At 72.9% G+C, this 22,299-nt stretch carries 16 protein-coding genes; 7 read left to right on the forward strand and 9 right to left on the reverse strand.

Annotation, left to right across the window (positions count from 1 at the left end):
• Positions 1 to 85: 85 nt before the first annotated feature.
• The 4 genes from OG866_RS37930 (at position 86) to OG866_RS37945 (ending at position 6,392) form a co-directional block, all read left to right on the forward strand.
• Positions 86 to 1,078, forward strand: coding sequence for a hypothetical protein (locus tag OG866_RS37930; RefSeq protein ID WP_329341848.1), 993 nt, complete (start codon positions 86 to 88; stop codon positions 1,076 to 1,078).
• A gap of 58 nt (positions 1,079 to 1,136) precedes the next feature.
• On the forward strand, positions 1,137 to 2,975 hold the full coding sequence (locus OG866_RS37935; protein WP_329341849.1) for an HSP90 family protein: 1,839 nt from the start codon (positions 1,137 to 1,139) through the stop codon (positions 2,973 to 2,975).
• Between the two features lie 2 nt (positions 2,976 to 2,977).
• Positions 2,978 to 5,908: a hypothetical protein gene (locus OG866_RS37940; RefSeq protein WP_329341850.1), complete on the forward strand. Its 2,931-nt coding sequence runs from the start codon at positions 2,978 to 2,980 to the stop codon at positions 5,906 to 5,908.
• Between the two features lie 274 nt (positions 5,909 to 6,182).
• On the forward strand, positions 6,183 to 6,392 hold the full coding sequence (locus tag OG866_RS37945) for a DUF6243 family protein (protein ID WP_329341852.1): 210 nt from the start codon (positions 6,183 to 6,185) through the stop codon (positions 6,390 to 6,392).
• A gap of 77 nt (positions 6,393 to 6,469) precedes the next feature.
• On the opposite strand, the gene adh is transcribed toward OG866_RS37945, so the two are convergent.
• The 6 genes from adh to xylB all read right to left on the reverse strand — a co-directional run bounded on the left by adh (position 6,470) and on the right by xylB (position 14,052).
• Entirely contained in the window at positions 6,470 to 7,993 is a 1,524-nt protein-coding gene (gene adh / locus OG866_RS37950) for an aldehyde dehydrogenase (protein WP_329341854.1), read from the reverse strand.
• A gap of 77 nt (positions 7,994 to 8,070) precedes the next feature.
• Complete coding sequence (locus tag OG866_RS37955) at positions 8,071 to 9,336, reverse strand: GAF domain-containing protein (RefSeq protein WP_443063673.1); 1,266 nt, start codon at positions 9,334 to 9,336, stop codon at positions 8,071 to 8,073.
• Between the two features lie 92 nt (positions 9,337 to 9,428).
• The gene (locus tag OG866_RS37960) at positions 9,429 to 10,052 is read right to left on the reverse strand and encodes an N-acetylmuramoyl-L-alanine amidase (protein ID WP_329341857.1); all 624 of its coding nucleotides are present in this window, start codon (positions 10,050 to 10,052) and stop codon (positions 9,429 to 9,431) included.
• A 44-nt stretch (positions 10,053 to 10,096) separates the two neighbouring features.
• Positions 10,097 to 11,110 (reverse strand): acetamidase/formamidase family protein, encoded by a 1,014-nt coding sequence (locus OG866_RS37965; protein ID WP_329341858.1) that lies wholly within the window; start codon positions 11,108 to 11,110, stop codon positions 10,097 to 10,099.
• 222 nt (positions 11,111 to 11,332) lie between these two features.
• Positions 11,333 to 12,541 carry an ROK family transcriptional regulator gene (locus tag OG866_RS37970; RefSeq protein ID WP_329341859.1) on the reverse strand — a complete coding sequence of 403 codons (1,209 nt, stop codon included), beginning with the start codon at positions 12,539 to 12,541 and terminating at the stop codon, positions 11,333 to 11,335.
• A 65-nt stretch (positions 12,542 to 12,606) separates the two neighbouring features.
• Entirely contained in the window at positions 12,607 to 14,052 is a 1,446-nt protein-coding gene (gene xylB / locus OG866_RS37975; RefSeq protein ID WP_329341861.1) for a xylulokinase, read from the reverse strand.
• A gap of 139 nt (positions 14,053 to 14,191) precedes the next feature.
• On the opposite strand from xylB, the gene xylA reads away from it, so the two are divergent.
• Both xylA and OG866_RS37985 read left to right on the forward strand, forming a co-directional pair.
• Complete coding sequence (gene xylA / locus OG866_RS37980) at positions 14,192 to 15,358, forward strand: xylose isomerase (RefSeq protein WP_329341863.1); 1,167 nt, start codon at positions 14,192 to 14,194, stop codon at positions 15,356 to 15,358.
• A 519-nt stretch (positions 15,359 to 15,877) separates the two neighbouring features.
• Positions 15,878 to 16,114, forward strand: coding sequence for a hypothetical protein (locus OG866_RS37985; protein WP_329341864.1), 237 nt, complete (start codon positions 15,878 to 15,880; stop codon positions 16,112 to 16,114).
• A gap of 78 nt (positions 16,115 to 16,192) precedes the next feature.
• On the opposite strand, the gene OG866_RS37990 is transcribed toward OG866_RS37985, so the two are convergent.
• From OG866_RS37990 to OG866_RS38000, 3 genes are all read right to left on the reverse strand, one after another.
• The gene (locus OG866_RS37990) at positions 16,193 to 17,533 is read right to left on the reverse strand and encodes an esterase-like activity of phytase family protein (RefSeq protein WP_329341866.1); all 1,341 of its coding nucleotides are present in this window, start codon (positions 17,531 to 17,533) and stop codon (positions 16,193 to 16,195) included.
• A gap of 140 nt (positions 17,534 to 17,673) precedes the next feature.
• Entirely contained in the window at positions 17,674 to 18,948 is a 1,275-nt protein-coding gene (locus OG866_RS37995) for an SWF or SNF family helicase (RefSeq protein ID WP_329341867.1), read from the reverse strand.
• The gene (locus OG866_RS38000) at positions 18,945 to 21,836 is read right to left on the reverse strand and encodes a DEAD/DEAH box helicase (RefSeq protein WP_329341868.1); all 2,892 of its coding nucleotides are present in this window, start codon (positions 21,834 to 21,836) and stop codon (positions 18,945 to 18,947) included. The genes OG866_RS37995 and OG866_RS38000 overlap by 4 nt, the downstream gene beginning before the upstream one ends.
• Before the next feature lie 247 nt (positions 21,837 to 22,083).
• On the opposite strand from OG866_RS38000, the gene OG866_RS38005 reads away from it, so the two are divergent.
• Entirely contained in the window at positions 22,084 to 22,266 is a 183-nt protein-coding gene (locus OG866_RS38005; RefSeq protein ID WP_329341869.1) for a hypothetical protein, read from the forward strand.
• Positions 22,267 to 22,299: the final 33 nt, after the last annotated feature.

Here is a 22,299-nt window from a genome sequence, read left to right on the forward strand (position 1 = left end):
GCCGGTGAAAACCCTGTGGAGGCGGTGTCGGTGGTGCCGTTTATGCTGCACCGAACGATCAGGCGGGGCCAGGGGAGGGCGCGGCATGTTGGGCAGGCTGTTGGGCAGGGGCGCGGAGAGACCAGGGGCGGACTCGCACGTCCTGCCCGCCCCGCGTCGGCGCAAGGGCGGGGTGTACGCGCTGCGCGCGCTGGGTGACGCGCGGGTGCTCGCGCTCGTGGAGGCGGCCGAAGCGGGTGACTGGGCGGCGGTCAAGGCGGCCCTGGCCCCCTTCGACCTCGGCCGCGAGCAGTCGGTCCTGGGGCAACTGTCCGTGGTGGACGGCGTGGAGGAGTGGATCGTCCGGGCCGCCGACGAGGACAAGGACGACCAGGAGCTCCGGGCGACCGCCCTGCTGATCTCGGGTGCGCGCCACATCTCCTGGGGCTGGGACGCGCGCACGTCCGCCCGTGCCGTTGACGTCACCCGCGAGCAGTGGCAGACCTTCTACGAGCGGCTGCGCATCGCCGAGGAGCACCTCCTTGAGGCCGTCGAGCTGCGGCCCGACTGGGTCACTCCATGGCGCCAACTGATCACCTCCGGACGCGGCATGTCCCTCGACGACAACGTCCAGGAGGCCCGGCTCGCGGCGGGGCTGCGGCGTGATCCGCTGGACGTGGACATCCACCTGGAATGGGTGTCCCACCTCCAGCCCCGCTGGGGCGGAGAGCCGGGCCAGGCCCTGGAGTTCGCCCAGAAGGCCTTCGCCGCCGCACCCGACGGGCACCGGCTCGGCTGTGTCGTTGCCATGGCACGCATCGAGGAGTGGGTGGAGTCCGACAACCGGGACTGCCTCCAGCACCCGCGGATCCGGACCGAGTTGAGAGAGGCCGCGGAGCGCAGCATCCTGCACCACGCGTATGAACGCCGCCTGGGCTGGCAGGGCGACTACAACATCTTCGCCATGGCCCTGGCGCTGGCCGGCAGCAGCACGGCCTCCAATGTCTTCCGCGAGCTGGAGGGCGTGTACACCGAGTGGCCGTGGGTCTTCATGTCGGATCCGCAGAAGGCGTACACGCGCCTCCGCAAGGCCTTCTGAGCCCCTGGCTCCACTCTCACCGCCCACCTCCGCCGTTCCCTTCACCCCGGACTGCCCCATGCCCCTGCGTGACAACACCGCCGACCACGCCGCCACCGACCGCACCTTCCAGGTCGACCTGCGCGGCCTGGTGGACCTCCTCTCCCATCACCTCTACTCCAGCCCCCGCGTCTACCTGCGCGAACTCCTACAGAACGCGGTCGACGCGCTCACCGCACGGCACGCCGTCGAGCCCGGCGGCGACTTCGGTATCCGCCTGTACGCGGACGGCGCGACCGTACGCGTCGAGGACGACGGCGTCGGTCTCACCGAGGCCGACGTGCACACCTTCCTCGCCACGATCGGCCGCAGCAGCAAGCGCGCCGAGCAGGTCGCCGAGCAACGCGCCGACTTCATCGGCCAGTTCGGCATCGGCCTGCTCTCCTGCTTCCTGGTCGCCGACGAGATCCATGTCGTCAGCCGCTCCGCCCGCACCCCCGACGCCCCCGCCGTCGAATGGCGCGGACGCGGCGACGGCAGCTACACCGTCCGCACGCTGCCCGCCGCCGCCCGCCCCCGGCCGGGTACGACGGTCACGCTGACGCCGCGTGCCGACGCGGGCGAGTGGACCCGCCCGGCCCAGGTGCACGCACTGGCCCGCCACTTCGGCTCCCTGCTGCGGCACCCGGTGACCTTCGACGACGGCTCGGCGGGCGGAAGCGCACCGGTGAACCCCGAGCCCGCGCCCTGGTCGCACACCTACCCCACCCCGGGCGCCCGCTCCCGCGCGCTGGCCGCGTACGGCGAGGAGGTCTTCGGGTTCACGCCGCTGGACACCATCGAACTCGACCTGCCGGCCGTCGGGCTGAAGGGCATCGCCTGCGTGCTGCCCGAAGCGGTGCCCGCCGGACGTCGCCACGGCCACCGCGTGCACGTCAAGGGCATGCTGCTGTCCGAGCAGGCCGAGGAGATCCTGCCCGAGTGGGCGTTCTTCGTGCGCTGTGTCATCGACGCCGAGAGCCTGCGGCCCACCGCGTCCCGCGAGGCGCTCTACGAGGACGACACCCTCGCCGCCGTCCGCGACGCCCTCGCCGAGCGGCTGCGCGCCTGGATCGCCCGCGCCGCCGCCAGCGACCCCGAGCTCCTCAACCGCTTCCTCCAGGCCCACCACCTGGCCGTGAAGTCGCTCGCGGTGCACGACGACGAGATCCTGCGGATGCTGCTGCCCTGGCTGCCGTTCGAGACCACCGCCGGGCACTGCACCCTCGACGAGTTCGCCCGCACCCACCGCACCGTCCTCGTGACATCCAGCGTCGAGGAGTTCCGCCAGGTCGCGGCCATCGCCTCGGCCGCCGGACTCGGTGTCGTCAACGGCGGCTACACCTACGACCGCCAACTGGTCCACCGGCTGCCCGAGATCAGGCCCGAGGTCACCGTCGCCGACCTCGACCCGGCGACCCTCACCGCCCACCTCGACCCCGTCGACCGGGAGACGGAACTCGCCGCCGCGGCCTATCTGGCCCAGGCCCGCGACGCCCTCGCCGTCTTCGACTGCGACGTCGCCCTGCGCACCTTCCAGCCCGCCTCCGCCCCCGCCCTCCTCGTCGACAGCCGCGAGGCCCGGCACGAACGCACCCGCTCCCAGCTCGCCCGCGAGCAGGAGGGCGGCCTGTGGGGCGACATCCTCGGCGCCCTGCGCCAGGAGGCCCCCCGGGCCCAGCTGATCCTCAACCAGCTGAACCCGCTGGTGCGCACCGCCGTCACCATCGACGAGCCCGAACTGGCCCGCACCAGCGCGGAAGCCCTCTACGGACAGGCCGCGATGCTGTCCCGGCGCCCGCTCAGGCCCGCCGAGTCGAGCCTCATCAACCGCTCCTTCCTCGACCTCCTCGCCCACGCCCTCCGCAAGGACAGCTGACGATGACGACACCTCAGACCACCGACGAGCTGTACCAGGCGCTGAAGGAGAACGACCGGCGCCCCTACGGCCGTACCCGCACCGTCACCGCCGAGGAACTCGTCGACGCCGCCGAGCAGTTCGCGGAGCCCGTCCCGCTCATCGACGCCCTCCTCGAACTCCAGGAGGCGTACACCTACGGCTCCGAACCCCGGAAGTCCCCGGTCGTCTTCGCGCGCCTGCTCACCCTCTTCGACGAGCAGCCCGACGTCTTCGACGAGCGCCTGCGCCACCAGCTGTTCTGGCGGTTCAAGTGGGTCGCCCACGCCCTGCGCCAGCTGCCCGAGATACCGCTGGCCAGCCTGCGCCAGTGGCTGACGGAGATGCGCGACCGGTACGAGAAGGCCGGCCTCGGCCTCCAGCCGTACTACGGACAGGCCTACCAGCTCGCGGCCCACGTGGGTGAGGACACCGCCCTCGCCCACGACCTGTGGGCGGCCCGCACCCGCACCCGGCTCAGCGACTGCGAGGCCTGCGAGACCTGCCAGCGCGCCCGCCACCACCTGAGGGCGGGCGACGACGAGGCAGCCCTGCGCGCCTTCGAGCCGGTCCTCGCCGGGAAGGAGTCCTGCAAGGAGGAGCCCGCCCGCTCCGCCTCGTACGCGCTGCTGCCGCTGCTGCGCACCGGCGACCCCGACCGGGCCCGTGAACTGCACCTCACCGGCTACCGCGGCTGCCGCCGCAACCCCTCGATGTCCGAAGAGGTCGGCCGCCACCTGGAGTTCTGCGCCCTCACCGGCAACGAGGCCCGCGGCCTCGAACTGCTCGCCGAGAACCGGAACCTCTTCGACGAGGTCGACTCCCCGCTGGACCAGCTCGGCTTCCTCACCGGCGTGGAGGTCCTCCTCCAGCGCGTCGAGGCACTCGGCCACGGGGAACTGCCCGCCGCCGGATACACGGGCCGCACCTGGACGGTGGCCACGCTGCGCGCCGAGGTGCGCGACCGCGCCGACGACCTCGCCGCCCGCTTCGACGCCCGCAACGCCACCACGGCCCACACCGACCGCCGCAGGGCCCGCCTCGACCGGGCCCCGCTGCTGGAGAAGCTCGAACTGACCCTGCGTACGCGGGAGCTGGACGAAGTGGCCCAGGCCGCCCCGGTCGCGCCGCCCACCACCCACGCGGCGACGGTCGTTCCCGAGTCGCTGCCCGAACTCATCCTCCGGGCACGGGAGTTGGACGAGGTGGGACACCCGGACGCACAGGCCTGCTGGGCCCGGTTGCGCACCCTCGTCGCCGCCCGCGACTACGCCCACCCGGAGGACCCGGCCGTGGGTTCGCTCGTCCGCCTGCGCGCGGACCTGCTCTCCGACGACGCGAGCCGGGCGGGCGTCAAGGACCAGTTCGCCGACGCCGCCGCCCTCCACGAGGAGGCCGCGGGACTGTACGACGACGCCGGTGTGCCGGCCGACGCCGCGGTCTCCCGCGCCTGCGCGCTGCTGGCCACCGCCGAGATCCCCCCGGAGGGCGAGGACGCCGCCGAGGCGAGGACCGCCGCGCTGACCGACGCCCACGCCGCCATGGTCCGGCTGCACAAGGAGACACCCGATCTCGCCCCGTACCAGGAGGCACGTCTCCTGCGGCTGCGGGCCACCGCACTCGCCGTACGGTTGCAGACCTCGGGCAACGAGGAGCACATCGCGCCGGTCCTCGCCGAGGTGGACCTGTTGCACGCGTTCGCGACCCGGCACGACCTCGCCGGACAGATCTCCGGCGCGCGGCTGCTGCGGGTCAGCACCCACGCCCTCTCCGGTGACCTGCCCACCGCGGTCGCCGAGATCGACGCCGTCCTGGACCAGTTGCGCACGGACGGCCCCGCCTGGCATCTGCCGCGCACGCTCGGGCTGCGCGGACGGCTCCAACTCGGCCTCCACGACGCGCAGTCGGCGTACACGGACCTCACCGAAGGGCTCCGGCTGGCCGCCGACTGGCCGGCCGACGTCGTCGACACCACTCGGATCCTCGGCGACCTGGCCGAGGCCTGTATGCACCTGGGCCGCCCCGACGAGGCCCTGCGGCATCTGACGCGCTCGGCCGAGGTGGACCTGCGGCGCGGCAACCGGATCGACGCGTTCTGCACTTACAGCAACGCGGCCCAGCTCAGCCTCGACCTCGGCCGGGTGGAGGACTGTATCGCCCTGCTCGACTCGCTGCTGGCCGAACCGGACGTCGCCGCCGGTGAGCTGGACGACCGGCTCGCCGCCCAGCTGCGGCTGACCCGCGCCCGCGCGCTGCACACGGGCGAGGACCTGAAGGCCGCCACGGCCGAGTTCGTCGCCCTCGCGGCCGAGTCGGCGGGCTGGGCCGACGACCCGGGCAGCCACGCCATGATCGCCGCCGAGACGGCCGTACTCCTGGGCGAGTCCGGCGAGTTCGAGCGGGCCCGCGAGGCGGCCGACCAGGCGCTGGCCGCGCACGCCAAGGCTCCGCGCTTCGAGATGCTCAGCAACAGTCTGCGGGAACTCGCCCGGCTCCAGGCCCAGCAGCAGGGCCCCGACGGCCTGGCCGACGCCCGCGCCTTCCTCGCCGACGCCGGCCGGATCGCCGACGAGGCCCGCGCCGCCGGGTTCGAGGCCCACGGTCGCTCCCTGGACTCGGCGCTGGCCTACGAACACGGCCGGGTCAACGCCTACGTCGGCGAGTACGAGGACGCCCTGACCGCCCTGGACAAGGCCCTCGCCCTGCTCGGCGAGCCGGGACAGGGGGACGGCCACGCGGGGGAGTGGGCGGAGTGCGTCCGCCTCGCGGGCGCGGTGGAGGGCATCTACCTGGAACGCCCCGCCCCCGCCCTCACCCGCCTCGACGCGGCGATCACGCGCCTGACCGCCCTGGGCCACCCCGAGGAGACCGAGTCCCTGACCTCGCTGGCGGCCCGGCTCCGCGACGAGAGCTGACACGACGGTGCCGGGGCGCCGTCCTGCCCCGGCACCAGCCGCTCTCGGGACGCGCCGGCGCCCGGCAGGCAGCGGTCACCTGATGGTCGCCAGGTGACAGGCGGAATTTTGGTGTGCGGAGCCGACAGAACCGGGTAACGTCTCGGTCATGTTCTTCCAGACGCCGATTTACGAGTGAGAGCGTGATGGGCCCCCGCTGACGTCCTTCGACGTGGCCGCGCCCATCCCCCACCGATGAATCCGTAGATCACTTCACAACATTCCGGGAGAACCCGTGAGCAAGAACATCAACAACCCCGTGGGCATGGGCGGCGGCCAGCGCAAGAAGCTGTCCCGCGCCGAACGCCAGAACAACGGTCCGCACCGCAACCTCGACCGCCAGAGTGCCGCCGAGCAGAAGGCGGAGCTGGTGCGCAAGATGCGTGAGAAGGCAGGCACGACCGAGGGCGCCGGGCAGACGGGCGACGACACCGCACAGGGCTGACGCCCCGCTGCCGTACCGGGTATCGGGTACCGGTTGCCTGGAGTGCAACGGTCTCTCCAGGCAACCGGCTTCAGGTTCTAGAAGAACCCGAGTTTCTTCGGGCTGTACGAAACCAGCAGGTTCTTCGTCTGCTGGTAGTGCTCCAGCATCATCTTGTGCGTCTCGCGGCCGATCCCGGACTGCTTGTAGCCGCCGAAGGCGGCATGCGCCGGGTAGGCGTGGTAGCAGTTGGTCCAGACGCGGCCCGCCTGGATCGCACGGCCCGCGCGGTAGGCGGTGTTGATGTCCCGGGTCCACACGCCCGCCCCGAGGCCGTACAGCGTGTCGTTCGCGATCTTGATGGCGTCGTCGAAGTCGTCGAAGGACGCCACCGAGACGACCGGGCCGAAGATCTCCTCCTGGAAGATCCGCATCCGGTTGTCACCCTCGAAGATCGTCGGCTGGACGTAGTAGCCGCCCTTCAACTCGCCGTCGTAGTCGATACGTTGGCCGCCCGTGAGGACCTTCGCACCTTCCTGCCGGCCGATGTCGAGGTAGGAGAGGATCTTCTCCAGCTGGTCGTTGGACGCCTGTGCGCCGATCATCGTGTCGGTGTCGAGGGGATGGCCGGGCTTGATGAGCTCGGTGCGGGCGACCGCCGCCTCCAGGAACTCGGCGTAGGTGCCGCGCTGGACGAGCGCGCGGGACGGGCAGGTGCACACCTCACCCTGGTTGAGGGCGAACATGGTGAAGCCTTCGAGGGCCTTGTCGCGGAAGTCGTCGTCCTTGGCCCATACGTCGTCGAAGAAGATGTTGGGCGACTTGCCGCCCAGCTCCAGCGTGACCGGCTTGATGTTCTCCGAGGCGTACTGCATGATCAGCCGCCCCGTCGTGGTCTCACCGGTGAACGCCACCTTCGCCACCCGCGGACTGGACGCGAGCGGCTTGCCCGCCTCCACGCCGAAGCCGTTGACGATGTTGACCACGCCCGGCGGCAGCAGATCCGAGATCAGGCTCATCCAGTAGTGGATGGAGGCGGGGGTCTGCTCGGCCGGTTTGATGACGACCGCATTGCCCGCGGCGAGCGCCGGCGCCAGCTTCCAGACCGCCATCAGGATCGGGAAGTTCCACGGGATGATCTGCGCGACCACGCCCAGCGGCTCGTGGAAGTGGTACGCCACCGTGTCGTCGTCGACCTCGCCGAGCGAGCCCTCCTGCGCGCGGATCGCCCCCGCGAAGTAGCGGAAGTGGTCGATCGCGAGGGGGATGTCGGCCGCCAGCGTCTCGCGCACCGGCTTGCCGTTCTCCCAGCTCTCCGCGACCGCCAGCGGTTCGAGATACGCCTCCATGCGGTCGGCGATCTTCAGCAGGATGTCGGACCGCTCGGTCACCGACGTACGGCCCCAGGCCGGAGCGGCCGCGTGCGCCGCGTCGAGCGCCCGCTCCACGTCCTCCGCCGTACCGCGCGCGACCTCGGTGAAGGGCTGTCCGTTCACCGGCGACGGGTTCTCGAAGTACTGCCCGCGGACCGGCGGCACGTACTCGCCGCCGATGAAGTGGTCGTAGCGCGCCTGGTAGGAGACGATCGCGCCCTCGGAGCCGGGCGCCGCGTAACGGGTCATGCTGGTCTGCCTCCCTGCGAAGCGCTGCCCGCCGTTGGGCAGCTCTCGGCGCGAGGCTAGGGAAACGGACGTTGCAACTACGTTGCCACCGGCCGCCGCCAGCCGAGCTCCGACTCCAGGGCCGCGAGCCGGGCCCGCACTGCCGCCGTCGGCCGCGCCGCCGCCAGCGCCCGCCATACGTCGAAGTCGTCCTCGCCCCACGGCGTGTGCACCCAGTCCGCCAGCAGGTCGGGGTCGCGGCGGGCGATCAGCGCGGTACGGAGTCCGTCGGTGAGCCGCTGCCGCAGCCGCACCACCGCCGGGGCCTGCGAGGAGGGCAGCAGCGGACCGGTGTACGCCGACAGCGCCGCCGTCACCGCGCCGGTCTCCAGCCGCCGCTCCACCACGGCGACGTCCGACCCGACGGGCACCGTGAGCCGGTAAGGGCGCGAGGCCAGCAGCCCGGGCCCCAGCACCCGGCGCAGTCGCGCCAGCTCGGCCCGGAGCGTCACCGGTGTCACCGACTCGTCCTCGTACAGCGCGCACAACAGCTCGTCGCCGGTCAGCCCCTCTGGATGGCGGGACAGCAGCACGACAAGCTCGCTGTGCCGACGGCTGAGCCTGATCCTGCGCCCGTCGACCAGCATCTGTGCCTCGTCGCGGCCCAGCGCCGAGAGCTCGGGCAGGCCGGCGGCGGGCGTCTGGGGCGCGAGCAGCGCCAGCTGCGACTCCGCCGCCCGCGCCACCGCCTGCACGAACCCCAGGCTGTGCGGATGCGCGAGCCCGTCCCCACCGGTGATGTCCACGGCGCCGAGCACCCGGCCCGTACGCGGATCGTGCACCGGAGCCGCCGCGCAGGTCCACGGCTGCACCCGCCGGATGAAATGCTCGGCCGCGAACACCTGCACCGGCCGGTCCACGGCGACCGCCGTACCCGGCGCGTTCGTCCCGACCGCGGTCTCCGCCCAGCGCGCACCCGGCACGAAGTTCATCCCGTCCGCCCGCCGCCGGGTCGACGCATGCCCCTCGACCCACAGCAGCCGTCCGTGCGCGTCGCACACCGCCAGCAGATGCCGCCCGTCCGCCGCGAAGGTGCCCAGCAGTTCACGGAAGAGCGGCATCACCCGCGCCAGCGGATGTTCGGCCCGATACGCGCCGAGGTCGCCGTCCATGAGCTCCACGCTCGCCGTGCCGTCCGGACCGACCCCGGCCCGCGCGGACCGCCGCCACGAGTCCGCCACCACCGGACGCACCGGCCGCGGCACGGCGCCCCCCTCGGTGAACGTCTCGTGCGCCCGGCGCAGCATGCGCGCCTGCTCGGCGGGGTCGGCCCCCGGCTCCAGGGCCACCCACGGATCGGTCAACTCGGCCTCCCCGAAAGGCGATGCGGCTGATGCCATCGTCACTCCCGGTACGCGCCCGGACAACCTTTTCGACCGCAGTCACCCGAACGACGTCACCGCGCGGCCCGTTCGACCCGTCTCAGGTAGCCCGCCCAGTCCCAGTGCGGCCCCGGGTCGGTGTGGTCCGTGCCCGGCACCTCGTGGTGCCCGATGATGTGCGCCCGGTCGATCGGGATGCCGTGCCGAGCGCAGATGTCCGCCGTGAGCGACGCGGACTGCTCGTACAGGGCGTCGGTGAAGTACGCCGGCTGGTCCACCCACCCTTCGTGCTCGATGCCGATACTGCGTGTGTTGTAGTCCCAGTTGCCCGCGTGCCAGGCGACGTCGGCCTCACGGACGCACTGCGCGATGTTGCCGTCCCACGAGCGGACCACGTAGTGCGCGGAGACCTTCTTCGCGGGGCTCCGGAAGACGCCCAGGGTCTTGCGGTAACTGGTCTGCGTGACATGGATGATCACGAGGTCGAGCGGTCGGGGAGCGGCGCGGTCCGCCGGCGTGTAGTTGGCGCGGGTCGCGGGCTGCCATTCGGCGGTGGCGTGATCCACGGCGTGTGTCTCCGCGCCCGCCCGGGCGTCGGGGAGCAGCGCGTAGGGGACGGCCGCGAGGGCGGCGCCCTTGAGTACCCGACGCCGGCTGGGCAGGGGGCCTGCCCGGTCCAGGGGTCTTGCCCGTTCCATGGTCGAAGAGCCTTTCGGTGGTGCGGTGTTGATCGGGACGCGATTCAGGCGAGAAGGGTTGCGGCCGTCTCCCGCAGTCGTGCGTGCACCCCGCGGTGCGTCTCCCGCGCGGGTAGCCACTGCTTGCGGAGCTTGGCCACGCACGTGTAGTTGGTGTCGCACACGTTGGCCAGCGGAGACTCCACTGCCTGGGTGGCGAACTGGTACGCGTCCAGTTCGCTGAACCCGTAGTCGCGCACCAGCCACCGCACCAGGTCGAGCTGGGATATCCGGAACGCGTCCTCCAGCGGGCGCGCCGACCCCGTCGAGATGATGTGGGTGTCCGACTCGATGCGGGGCCAGGGTGTGGCGATCCCCTTCAACAGCTCCACGATCACCACCGTGTTCATGGCGCATTCGACGGCGACCCCGCAGGTCTCGCCCTCGCCCTGCCGGGCATGCCCGTCGCCGAGGCTCAGCAGCGCGCCCGGCACGTTCACCCCGAGGTAGCAGGTGACCCCGGCCCTCATCTCCGGTGTGTCCATGTTCCCGCCGTGCGCGTCGGGCACCAGCGCCGAGCGGACCTCCAGGTTGGCGGGGGCCACCCCCACGGTCCCGTGCATCGGGTCCATGGGCAGCTCGATCTCGAGATCGCTGTCGCGTGCCCGGAACAGCGCCGTGCGGCGCGTCCGGTCCAGCTGCCAGATCCACACCGTCTCGGGGAGCGGCGGCTGAAGGGTCGCGGTGGTGTGCGTCGAGGTGAGGGCGCCGAAGAGGGGCACGGTGGTGGACGCGGCCCAGTCCCTTGCCGGTTCGACCGACACGAAGTGCACGGCGACCGTGTCGCCCGGCTCGGCGCCCTCGATGTGGAAGGGGCCGGTCTGCGGATTCAGGAAGGGGAACTCGCACACCTCGGACACCAGGTCCTTCTCGGACCGCACCCGGCCGGCGAAACAGTCCTCCGTGTACAGGTCGAGGACCGTGCCGGGCGCGATCCGCGCCATGGGCGGCGCGCCCCCGAACGTCCAGGCGTACTGGCCCGGTTCGGGCCGGACCGTCAGGACGCGGGGATCGCTCATCGCCGCACCTCACGCAGACCGATGGCCTCGTGCCGCAGCTCCGTGACCGTTTCCCCCGACATACGCATACCCTCGTCCCCCGACCGCTGTCATGGTGGTTGTGCCTCGCGTGGATCACGGTACGGCGCGGGCGGGTCGGGCAGAAGGGTGCGGCGGGTTTCGGTGGACGGCGCCGGAACTGTGGATATCTCCCTCACCCCCAAGGGTGAAGTGGCCCTGGGATCAGGCCCGTTCGGCCACCGCGGCGGGGTCGTCCAGGACACCGCGGACCACCGAGTGCGCGGCACCCAGCAACGGCCCCTCGGGCCCGAAGCGCGACACGGACACCGGGCAGGCCGGGCCCGCGGTACGCCGGTCCAGCTCGGCTTCCAGCGAGGGCAGCAGCCAGGGCGCCAGCCCGGACAGCGCGCCGCCGAGCACGACGCTCTCGGGGTCCAGCAGGTTCACCGCCCCCGTCAGTGCCACGCCGAGCGCGGCCCCCGCCTCGCGCAGCGCACCGCGCACATGCTCGTCCCCGTCGGCGGCCCGGCCGGCGAGGAGCCCGACACGGTCCTCGCCCGGCTCAAGACCCGCGGCCCGCAGCACCGCCTCCTCACCGGCGTACTGCTCCAGGCATCCGCGACCGCCGCACGCACACGGCGGACCCTCCGGCTGCACCGGCACATGTCCCAGTTCGCCCGCGAAGCCGCGGGTCCCGCGCAGCAGCCCACCGGCGACGACGACCGCCGCGCCGATACCGATCTCCGCCGACACATGCAGAAAGTCGTGCGGTGTCTCGTCCCCGAGCCACAGTTCCGCGAGCGCCCCGAAGTTCGCCTCGTTGTCCACGGTCAACGGGTAGGCCGTGGGCAGGAGGGCGCCGAGGTCCGTGTCGTGCCAGTCCAGGTTCGGGGCGCGGACCACGGTACGGGCGTCACGGGCCACCAGGCCCGGCACGGCCACCGCCAGTCCCGCGGGCCACAGCCCCTCGCCCCGCGCCTCGGCGACGACCTGGTCGATCAGTTGCGTGAGCTCCTCGATCACAGGCCCGGGACGACGGCCGCGGTTCGCGCCGTGCCGCTCGGCCCGGGCGCGCACCCGGCCGCGCAGGTCCACCGCGCAGACCGCGAGGTGGTCGACGCCGACCTCGGCGCCGATCCCGGCCGGACCGTGCCCGCTGACGGCGAGGGCCGAACCGGGACGGCCCACCCGGCCCGGCCGCTCGGGCCCCAGCTCCTCCAGCAGGCCGGAGCGTATGAGCTCGTCGACGAGGGTCGACACGGCCGCCCGGGTCAGTCCGATCCGGGAGGCGACCGCGGCCCGGGACAGCGGACCCTCGGCGCTGACCGCGTGCATGACCCGGGCCAGGTTGCGACGGCGCATGCCCTGCTGGGTGTCGGGCAGCGCACGCCCCGGACCGGCCGGGTGGGTGTCGTGCAGCGGTGCGGTCATGCCTGCGTCAGTCCTTCAGTGCCTGTGTCCCGCAGTCCTCGGTCCTCGGTCATCGGCGCGGGTGCTCAGCGACCCCCGGTCGGCTGCTCCAGCAGGGGAGCCGCGTCGGAGAGTACCCCGGAGATCCTCGCCATCGTCGCCTCGTCCCGCTCCACGGCCTCCAGCACCGGACCGGCGGTCGTGTTCCACCGCCGGGCGACCGCGGCCGGGTCCTCGCCGGTCAGCAGGCCGGCCGCCTGCGCGGCGGCGCCCAGCGCGACCAGCTCCTTGGCCTCCGGGATCTGGACGGGACGCCCCGAGAGCCGACGTACGGTCTCCTGCCAGGCCCGGCCCCGGGCGCCGCCGCCGATCAGCAGCAGCGGGGCCGAACGGTCCGCGTCCTCGTCCAGGACCAGGTCGAGCGCGCCGAGGAGCGCGTGGACGGCACCGTCGTAGGCGGCCTGGAGCAGCTGGCCGCCGGTCGTGTCGTGACGCAGGCCGTGCAGCAGGCCCGAGGCGTTCGGCAGGTTCGGGGTGCGCTCGCCGTCCAGGTACGGCAGCAGCGTGACCCCGGAGGTGGGCTCCACGGCCTCGCGGTCCAGGCCGAGCAGGGCGGCGACGCGGTCGACGGCGAGGGTGCAGTTCAGGGTGCAGGCCAGCGGCAGCCAGTCGCCGTGCGCGTCGGCGAAGCCGGCCACCGTGCCGGTCGGGTCGGCGGGGCGGTGCTCGGACACCGCGTACACCGTGCCGGAGGTGCCGAGGCTCAGCACCGGGGTGCCGGGGCGCAGACCGAGACCCAGCGCCGCGGCGGCGTTGTCACCGGTGCCGGGGGCGACGAGGGTGCCCTTGGAGAACGGCAGGTCGTGGCTGTCACGCACGGTGCCCGCCACCTCGCCGGGGCGGACCACGCGCGGCAGGAGGGCCGGGTCGAGGCCCACGTGGGCGAGGATCTCGTCGTCGTACGACTCGGTCGCCGACGCCCACCAGCCCGTGCCGGAGACGTCACCGCGGTCCGTCGTGCCCTGCCCGGTGAGGCGCTCGGTGAGGTAGTCGTGGGGCAGGCGCACCGACTTCGTCGCGCGGATCGCGTCCGGCTCGTGCTCGGCCAGCCAGGCCCACTTCGTGACCGTGAAGGACGCGCCCGGCACGCTGCCGGTGCGCTCCGCCCAGGCCTTCGGGCCGCCCAGCTCCTCGATCAGCCGCGCGGCCTGCGGCGCCGAGCGGACGTCGTTCCACAGCAGGGCCGGGCGCACCGGTTCGCCCCGCTCGTCCAGCGTGACCAGGCCGTGCTGCTGGCCGCCGATCGACACCGCCGCGGCCTCGTGCGCGGCGTCGCCGCACTGGCGCAGGGCCTCGCCCAGGGCGTCCCACCACTGACGTGGGTCGCTCTCGCGGCCGGCGCCGGTCGACACGGTGTGCGGCGCCTGACCGCTCGCGACCACCCTGCCGGTCGACGCGTCGACGACCAGGGCCTTGGTGGACTGCGTGGACGTGTCCACGCCGACGACGAGCGGACCCTCGGCAGCTGACATCGGGTTTCTCCCTCATGTGCGGCGTGTCTCCCTCTGGAGACATCTTGTCTCTTCCCTGAGACGCGTGTGCATACTAATTTGTAAACCGCCATGACGAAATAGTCGTGGAGAGCAGTCGTCAGCGAGTAGGAGCCGCGGCATGAACTACCAGCCCACCCCCGAGGACAGGTTCACCTTCGGCCTGTGGACCGTCGGCTGGCAGGGAAGGGACCCGTTCGGCGACGCCACGCGACCGGCCCTCGACCCCGTCGAGACGGTGCAGCGCCTGGCCGAGCTCGGCGCCCATGGTGTGACCTTCCACGACGACGACCTGATCCCCTTCGGGTCCTCGGACAGCGAGCGCGAGGGTCACATCAAGCGCTTCCGGGAGGCCCTCGACGCCACCGGCATGAAGGTGCCGATGGCCACCACCAACCTCTTCACGCACCCCGTCTTCAAGGACGGCGGGTTCACCGCGAACGACCGTGACGTACGCCGTTACGCGCTGCGCAAGGTGATCCGCAACATCGACCTGGCGGTCGAGCTCGGTGCCGAGACCTACGTCGCCTGGGGCGGCCGTGAGGGTGCCGAGTCCGGCGCCGCCAAGGACGTACGCGTCGCCCTGGACCGCATGAAGGAGGCCTTCGACCTCCTCGGCGAGTACGTGACCGAGCAGGGTTACGACCTGAAGTTCGCCATCGAGCCCAAGCCGAACGAGCCCCGTGGCGACATCCTGCTTCCGACCGTCGGCCACGCGCTGGCCTTCATCGAGCGCCTGGAGCGCCCGGAGCTGTACGGCGTCAACCCCGAGGTCGGCCACGAGCAGATGGCCGGGCTGAACTTCCCGCACGGCATCGCGCAGGCGCTGTGGGCGGGCAAGCTCTTCCACATCGACCTCAACGGTCAGTCCGGCATCAAGTACGACCAGGACCTCCGCTTCGGCGCGGGCGACCTGCGTGCCGCCTTCTGGCTGGTCGACCTGCTGGAGAGCGCCGGTTACGCGGGTCCGAAGCACTTCGACTTCAAGCCGCCGCGCACCGAGGACTTCGACGGCGTGTGGGCGTCGGCCGCGGGCTGCATGCGCAACTACCTCATCCTGAAGGAGCGTGCGGCCGCCTTCCGTGCCGACCCGGAGGTCCAGGAGGCGCTGCGCGCCGCGCGTCTGGACGAGCTGGCGCAGCCCACGGCGGCGGACGGCCTGAAGGCGCTGCTCGCGGACCGTACGGCCTTCGAGGAGTTCGACGCGGAGGCGGCCGCCGCGCGCGGCATGGCCTTCGAGCAGCTCGACCAGCTCGCGATGGACCACCTGCTGGGCGCGCGCGGCTGACACGTGCGCGTGCGCACGTCGTGAACGCACGTGCGCGTGGGCCCGTCGCGTGTCTTGTACGGCGGGTTTTGTCAGGCACGCGCGCGTGCGGGGCGGCCGGCCTCCGTACGGAATGCTCCGGAATCATGCGGTCCATGGCATGAGTCCGTATCAACTTCCGTGCGGGGGTCGCGCCGTGCCCGCTTCGCGGCGACTCTGGACGGTATGGCCATGCCGCCCGTACCGCCTCAGCCGCCCGGGCCGCCGGGGCACACTCCGCCTCCCGGCGGCGGTTTCGGACCGCCTCCCGAGGGCTTCGGTCCCGGCTCCGGCTCAGCGGGGGGCCACGGGCCTCCTGGAGGGTACGGTCCGCCCCCTGGGGGGTACGGTCCACCTCCCGGAGGCAACGGACCGCCCTCCTACGGAGGTTGGGAGCCGCCTCTTCCGCCACCGGATCCGCCCGAAGGACCGGACGGGCGGCGCGGTCCGGGACGCAATCCGCTGTACCTCCTGCTCGCCGTCCTCGTGGTCGGCGCGGCGGTGGCCGCCGTCGTCCTCATGGGGGCCAGCGGCGACGACTCGCCCGACGACAAGCCCAGCGCGAGCGCGAGCAGTTCGCCCCGCCCTTCCCCGAGCCTGCCGAGCGAACTGCCGACCAAGCTCCCCAGCGAGGTGCCGACACGGTTGCCGTCCCAGTTCCCGACCGGGCTGCCGAGCGAGTTCCCGAGCGGCCTGGAGTCGCTCATCCCGTCCTTGACGGCCGGTGAACTGCCGTGACAGGTGCCGCGGGGCGGGCGACGGCTTCGGCGCCGAAACGGATGCCGAAACCGCTGGCTCACGCAGCCACTGACGTGATCAGACCCCGCGCGGGAGCCGCACGTAGGTCACCGTCGTCTCCACACCGCTGTCGACCAGTCGGCCCCGCGCGTCGAACGCGCCCGCGCCGTCGGTCATCCCGAAGTCGTTGTCGTTGATCAGGGCGAGCGTGTCGTGGTCCACGCGCGCGATGCCCTCGATCTTCCCGGGCACCCCCTCGACCGTCCCCAGGTCGACGACCAGCCGCTTGGCGAGCACGGGCACGCCCGCGGCGGCCGGGTCGTCGAGCTGCTCCAGCGACGGGGACGTCGTGTCGTCGTCCCAGGGGCCGCCGACCATGTTCGCGTCGCGCTCCAGACGGACGAGCTGGAGCCGCGCGGCCTTGTCGGTGCGCTCCTCGACCAGCAGCCGGTCGCCGCCCACCGCGACCACCGAGGAGATCTTCAGCTCGGAGGTGTCGTCCTCGCCCGGGTCGACGACCCCCACCGGGTCGAAGCGGTACGCGTACTCGGCCGTGACGGCCTTCTTCCTGGGCGAGAACCGCAGCAGCCGGGTCGTGCGCGACGCCTCGCCCGCGTCGGTGTCCGGGAGCGACAGCGGGCTCTGCACCGCCATCACGAGGTCACCGCCCGGGAGTTGGGCGAGTCCCTCGAAGCCCCGGTTGATCTTCCGGTGCAGCAGCACCGAGGGCAGCGCCTCGACCACCGGGTAGTCGGTGCCGGTGAGGTTCAGCCCCCGGGGCACGTACCGGGTCAGCACCCTCCCGCGCGCGGAGACGTGCACGAGCGAGGGGCCGTACTCGTCGACGAGCCAGAAACTCCCGTCCGCGGCGCGCACGATGCCCTCGGTGTCCAGCCCGTTCGGGTCGTACGCCAGGCGCGTCCCCGCGTCATAGGTGTACGGCGCCTCGTCGCGCCCCTCCTGGTTGGCCAGCCCGGTGACCGGCTTCCCGGAAGAGGTCGTGATCGCAAGGGCGTCCAGCACCTCGACGGTGCCCCCGGAAACCTTGATCCTCACGATCGCCGGGTCGAAGCCCGGCACGGGGAACGTGCGGCGCTTCTTGCCGTCGACCTTGATCTGGCCGTTGGGGCCGCGGTCGGTGACGGTCCAGAACTCGCCCTTGCGGCCCGCCGGGTAGAGGTCGCTGCCGATGCCGCCGAGGTCCACGCTTCGGTCGTCGCCGACCGTGCCGGGGAGCAGAGCGTTGCTGAACGTGCCCAGGGGGATGTCTCCGAGGGTCGCGGTGCGCGTCACGTGCGCCGCTTCGGGCGCGGCGCCCTCGGCGGGGGCGGCAGCCACGAGCGCGGCCAGTACGGCCAGGGGCACGCCCGCCGAGAGGGATCGGTGGACGCGGCGCCGGCCGGTGGCGTGCGGGGACATCGGGCCTCCTGGGAACAAGTGCGATGACAGCGGCCAGATTTGGGCCCCGCACGGAACGCCGTACGTCCGCCGGGTGAACGGAGCGTGACGGGGGCTCGTCGAGCTCGCGCGCAGCACCTCGACGGGCCCCGGCCCGTGGGTCAGCCGGTGGGGGCGGCCTCCTCCGCCGAGGCCAGGGCCGTCGCCGGGTCGTGGGCCGGCGCGCCGGCAGGCACCCAGCGTCCCCGCTCCTCCCGATACGGCCACCAGCGGCCGTCGCGCCCCAGACGCAGCTGGCTCCCGGTGCCGGGGACGGTCCAGCGATCGCCCCGCGCGGTCAGCGGCGGCCGTTCGTCGTCGTCCCATGCCGCGTCGAGCACGGCACGCGCGCGTGCGAGCTCCTCGCCCACCACAGCGCGCTCCTCCTCCAGCACGGACAACGCGGCCACCCCGCCGTACCGCCACGCGCGTACGGCCGCCGCGAGACCCTCCATGTCCCGTCCCGACCCTGCGGCCAGCCGCTCGGCCACGGCCGGGCCGGGGTCGCCCAGCGCAAGGCGGACCGCGTCCTGCCCGAGCGTCAACTCCTCGGGGCTGCCCTGTCCACGCCGCGCCTCCAGCAGCAGACGGTGCGCCTCCGCTGCGGTCCGGGCGGCCAGGAACTCCAGGGCGGCAGGGTCGACGCCGGGCGGGGGCGGTGTCTCGGTGTCCAGGGACGGCGGTGTGCCCGGCCCCTCGGGAAGCTCTGGCGGCTCCGGCAGCGGCGGCAGGATGCCCCCGGCCACGAAGGCCTCCGCCGCGTCCACACCCTCGCGAAGGTCGGACGCCTCGACCGGCGCGGGCGCGGCGGTGCGGGCCTGGAGGTCGTCCAGCAGGGCGCGTTCGGCGCGTCCCCGCATCAGGAGCAGGACGAACGGATCCTGGTCCAGCAGCCGCGCCACCTGGTAGCAGAGCGCCGTCGTGTGCCCGCAGTGGTCCCAGGCACCGCAGTCGCACCGCGGCTCCAGATCGCCCAGCCCCGGCAGGAGTTCGACGCCCGCTGCCGCCGCGTCCTCGACCAGGTGCGGGGGCATCTCGCGGTCCAGGAGCGCCGCGATGTGCCCGGCACGCTCCACGGCCGTCTCCAGGAAACGGTCCCACTGTTCGCCGGACAGCTCCTCCAGCAGCACGTCCGCCCGGTGCGGGGTGCGGTCGCGGTCCTGGACGACGGCCGTGATCCGCCCCGGCCGCACCGACACCGCGCCGACGGCCCCCGCGCGCGCGAGCCTGCGGCCGGTCTTCACCTGCTGCGAGTCGAGAGCGGTGTCCTCCAGCGCCTTCAACCAGGCCTGCCCCCACCAGGTCTGCGCGAAGCCGCGCCCCTGCGCGGGCGGGAACGCGGCGAAGGTCCGCTCCGTTGTCCCGTCGTACGGGTCCGTCTCGTCGTACGTGTTCATCGCGCGCCCCCTCGCAGTGCGACCAGGTCGGCCAGTTCCGCGTCCGTCAGTTCGGTGAGTGCCGCTTCTCCGGTGCCGAGCACCGCGTCGGCCAACTCCCGTTTGCGGCTGAGCATGTCGGCGATACGGTCCTCGATCGTGCCCTCGGCGATCAGCCGGTGCACCTGCACGGGCCGGTCCTGGCCGATGCGGTACGCCCGGTCGGTGGCCTGCGCCTCGACGGCGGGGTTCCACCAGCGGTCGTAATGCACGACGTGCTCGGCCCGGGTCAGGTTCAGCCCGGTGCCGGCCGCCTTCAACGACAGCAGGAAGACCGGCACTTCACCGTCCTGGAAGCGCCGCACCATCGCCTCGCGCGTGGCGATCGGTGTACCGCCGTGCAGGAACTGCGTGGACACGCCGCGCGCGGCCAGGTGCCGCTCGATGAGGCGGGCCATCTGCACGTACTGGGTGAAGACCAGCACGCCCGCCCCTTCGGCCAGGATCGTGTCGAGCAGCTCGTCGAGGAGCTCCAGCTTGCCGGAGCGTCCGGCGATCGTGGGCCGCTCCTCCTTGAGGAACTGCGCGGGGTGGTTGCAGATCTGCTTCAGGCCGGTGAGCAGCTTCACGATCAGTCCACGGCGCGCCATGGCGTCGGCGCCGGAGATCTCCGCGAGCGTCTCGCGCACCACCGCCTCGTACAGCCCCGCCTGTTCCGTGGTGAGCGAGACGGCACGGTCGGTCTCCGTCTTCGGCGGCAGCTCGGGGGCGATCCCCGGGTCGGACTTGCGGCGACGCAGCAGGAAGGGCCGTACGAGCCGGGAGAGCCGCTCGGCGGCTGCCGGGTCCTGGCCACCCTCGACGGGCTGTGCGTAGCGGCTGCGGAAGGTGCCGAGGCGCCCCAGCAGACCCGGGGTGGTCCAGTCGAGGATGGCCCACAGCTCGGACAGGTTGTTCTCCACCGGGGTGCCGGTGAGCGCCACACGCGCGCGTGCGTCGATGGAACGCAGTTGCCGTGCCGTCGCCGAGTACGGGTTCTTCACGTGCTGGGCCTCGTCCGCCACGACCATGCCCCAGGACACGTCGGCCAGCCGGCCCGCGTCGAGCCGCATCGTGCCGTAGGTGGTGAGGACGAACTCCCCGTCGGCCAGGGCGTCCAGGTCGCGGCGCGGCCCGTGGAAGCGGCGCACGGGCGTGCCGGGGGCGAACCTCTCGATCTCGCGCTGCCAGTTGCCCATCAGGGACGTCGGACACACCACGAGCGTGGGACCGGCGGCCGAGGGCTCCGTCTGCCGGTGCAGATGCAGGGCGATGAGGGTGACGGTCTTGCCGAGTCCCATGTCGTCGGCGAGACAGCAGCCCAGCCCCAGGGCGGTCATCCGGGCCAGCCAGTCGAGGCCGCGCCGCTGGTAGTCGCGCAGGGTCGCCGCGAGCGCCGCGGGCTGTCCGACGGGCTCCTGCGCCTCCGGGTCCGCGAGCCGCGCCCGCAGGCTCGCCAGCCACCCCGTGGGCTCTACGTCGACCCGGCGGCCGTCGACTTCCGTGGAACCGGTGAGAGCTGCGGCGAGCGCGTCGATCGGGGTGACCTTGCGGTCCTGCTGGGCGCGGGCCCGGTGTACTTCCCGGGGATCGACGAGGACCCACTGGTCGCGCAGTCGCACGACGGGGCGGTTGGCCTCGGCGAGCCGGTCCAGTTCCTCACGGGTGAGCCGCTGGTCGCCCAGCGCGAACGACCAGTTGAACGCCAGCAGCGCGTCGGCGGACAGGAACGACGGCGTGTCCGCGAGGGTCCTTCCGGGGCCGGACTCCTCGTCCGGTGGGCCGACCACCGCGCGGGCCGTCAGCTTGCGGGCCAGCGCTTTGGGCCAGTGCACCTCGACCCCGGCGGCGCCCAGTGCCCGGGCGCCGTCCGTGAGGAGGTCGGTGATCTCGTCGTCGGCGAGTTCGACGGCGTCCGGCACGCTCGCCGACAGCAGGGGCGTGAGCGGGGGCCAGGCGCGTGCCGCGCGGCGCAGCGCGAGCAGGGCGTCCATCCGCGCGCGCGGGCCGAACGCACGCTGGGCACCGGTCCACACCGCTGACGCGTCCGCGATCAGGCCCGGCTCGCTCACGCTGTGCACCTGCGGTACGGCGCGGAAGGCCAGGCCCTCCTGGTCCTGTGTCGCCGCCTCAAGACCGGGCACCTCGATCCGCAGCGACAGCCGTACACCGGCGTCATGCCCCGCGGCGACATCGGAGGCCCAGGCGCGGTACTCGGGCACGTGCTGCGGCTCGCGTGCCGCGTAGGCGGGGCCGCCCGTCACGAGCGAGGCGGCGGGGGAGCGGGGCAGGGCGTCGGCCACCGCGTCCAGGAAGGCGCGCAGCAGCCGCTCGGGATCGGGCAGGCGCAGGGAGCCGGCCTCGCCCGACGGCTCGCGGGCGCCCGCAGGCTCGCGGTCGGCCAGAGGCACGGCGTGCGCCTCGGGTGGCATCGCTGCGGCGAGTGCGCGCAGGCGCTCCACGTCCTCGGTGCGCAGCGGACCCGCCCGCCACGCGTCGTGATCGCTCTCGGACAGGCCCGGCAACAGCAGTCCGCGGGCCGCGAGTTGGAGGGCGTGCACGGCGGCCGTGCCCCAGAACACGGCTGCCCGGTGTCCGTCGGCCACGGCACGCGCACGCGTGAGGACGGGCAGCGCCGAGCGCATCGGCAACAGCACCGCCGGCACGGTCACCGCCTCGACCCCCTCCTCGCCGGGCACGACGACGGTCATGTCCGCCGCGGTCCCCGACGCGACGCCGGGAGGGGCGTCGACCTCGGGGTCCCAGAAGGCGACGCGACCGGTGCGGGCCGGGTCGCCGGGTACGAACACGGCACAGCAGCGGGCCAGTCGGGAGATCTCGGACGGTGTCGCCGCGGGGATCCTCGGCACAGGAATGCAACACTCCTCAAGTTTGACTACTCGGTGCGCGGTGGCCGACGGTACAGGACCGTCCGGGAGAACCCGGCATGACCAGTCTGTGAGCCGGGTCACTTCGACGCGAGGATGGGTATCTCCCGTCTCAGGGACGTGTAGGGGTCGCTCCTCAGGGACGTCTCAGGGTCGTGGTGCGGAACCGCGGGAAGCGCGGGCCCGTTTTCAGGACAGAGAGCGGCAGTGGCCGCGAAGGAGGCGACACATGTCGAAGAACGCGAAGATCGCCGTAGGCGGTGTGGCGGTCGGCATCATCCTGCTGTTCTGGCTGCCGTGGTGGGCCGCGCTCCTGATAGTCCTGGGAGTCCCGGCCGCCGCGTACCTCACGCTGGACCCCTCGCAGCGGCGCAGGCTGCGCCGTGTCACACGCAAGGAGCTCGGTCGCTGAGACCCGTGGGTCACCGGGCCACCGCGGCCTGGG

The sequence above is a fragment of the Streptomyces sp. NBC_00663 genome, from assembly GCF_036226885.1.
Classification (GTDB): Bacteria; Actinomycetota; Actinomycetes; order Streptomycetales; family Streptomycetaceae; genus Streptomyces.

Bases quoted from the DNA above. Each gene is read 5' to 3' on its own strand.
- OG866_RS37930 (WP_329341848.1), top strand. From the start codon at position 86: ATGTTGGGCAGGCTGTTGGGCAGGGGCGCGGAGAGACCAGGGGCGGAC.
- OG866_RS37935 (WP_329341849.1), top strand. From the start codon at position 1,137: ATGCCCCTGCGTGACAACACCGCCGACCACGCCGCCACCGACCGCACC.
- OG866_RS37940 (WP_329341850.1), top strand. From the start codon at position 2,978: ATGACGACACCTCAGACCACCGACGAGCTGTACCAGGCGCTGAAGGAG.
- adh (WP_329341854.1), bottom strand. From the start codon at position 7,993: ATGACCCGTTACGCGGCGCCCGGCTCCGAGGGCGCGATCGTCTCCTAC.
- OG866_RS37960 (WP_329341857.1), bottom strand. From the start codon at position 10,052: ATGGAACGGGCAAGACCCCTGGACCGGGCAGGCCCCCTGCCCAGCCGG.
- OG866_RS37965 (WP_329341858.1), bottom strand. From the start codon at position 11,110: ATGAGCGATCCCCGCGTCCTGACGGTCCGGCCCGAACCGGGCCAGTAC.
- OG866_RS37970 (WP_329341859.1), bottom strand. From the start codon at position 12,541: ATGACCGCACCGCTGCACGACACCCACCCGGCCGGTCCGGGGCGTGCG.
- xylB (WP_329341861.1), bottom strand. From the start codon at position 14,052: ATGTCAGCTGCCGAGGGTCCGCTCGTCGTCGGCGTGGACACGTCCACG.
- xylA (WP_329341863.1), top strand. From the start codon at position 14,192: ATGAACTACCAGCCCACCCCCGAGGACAGGTTCACCTTCGGCCTGTGG.
- OG866_RS37990 (WP_329341866.1), bottom strand. From the start codon at position 17,533: ATGTCCCCGCACGCCACCGGCCGGCGCCGCGTCCACCGATCCCTCTCG.
- OG866_RS37995 (WP_329341867.1), bottom strand. From the start codon at position 18,948: ATGAACACGTACGACGAGACGGACCCGTACGACGGGACAACGGAGCGG.
- OG866_RS38005 (WP_329341869.1), top strand. From the start codon at position 22,084: ATGTCGAAGAACGCGAAGATCGCCGTAGGCGGTGTGGCGGTCGGCATC.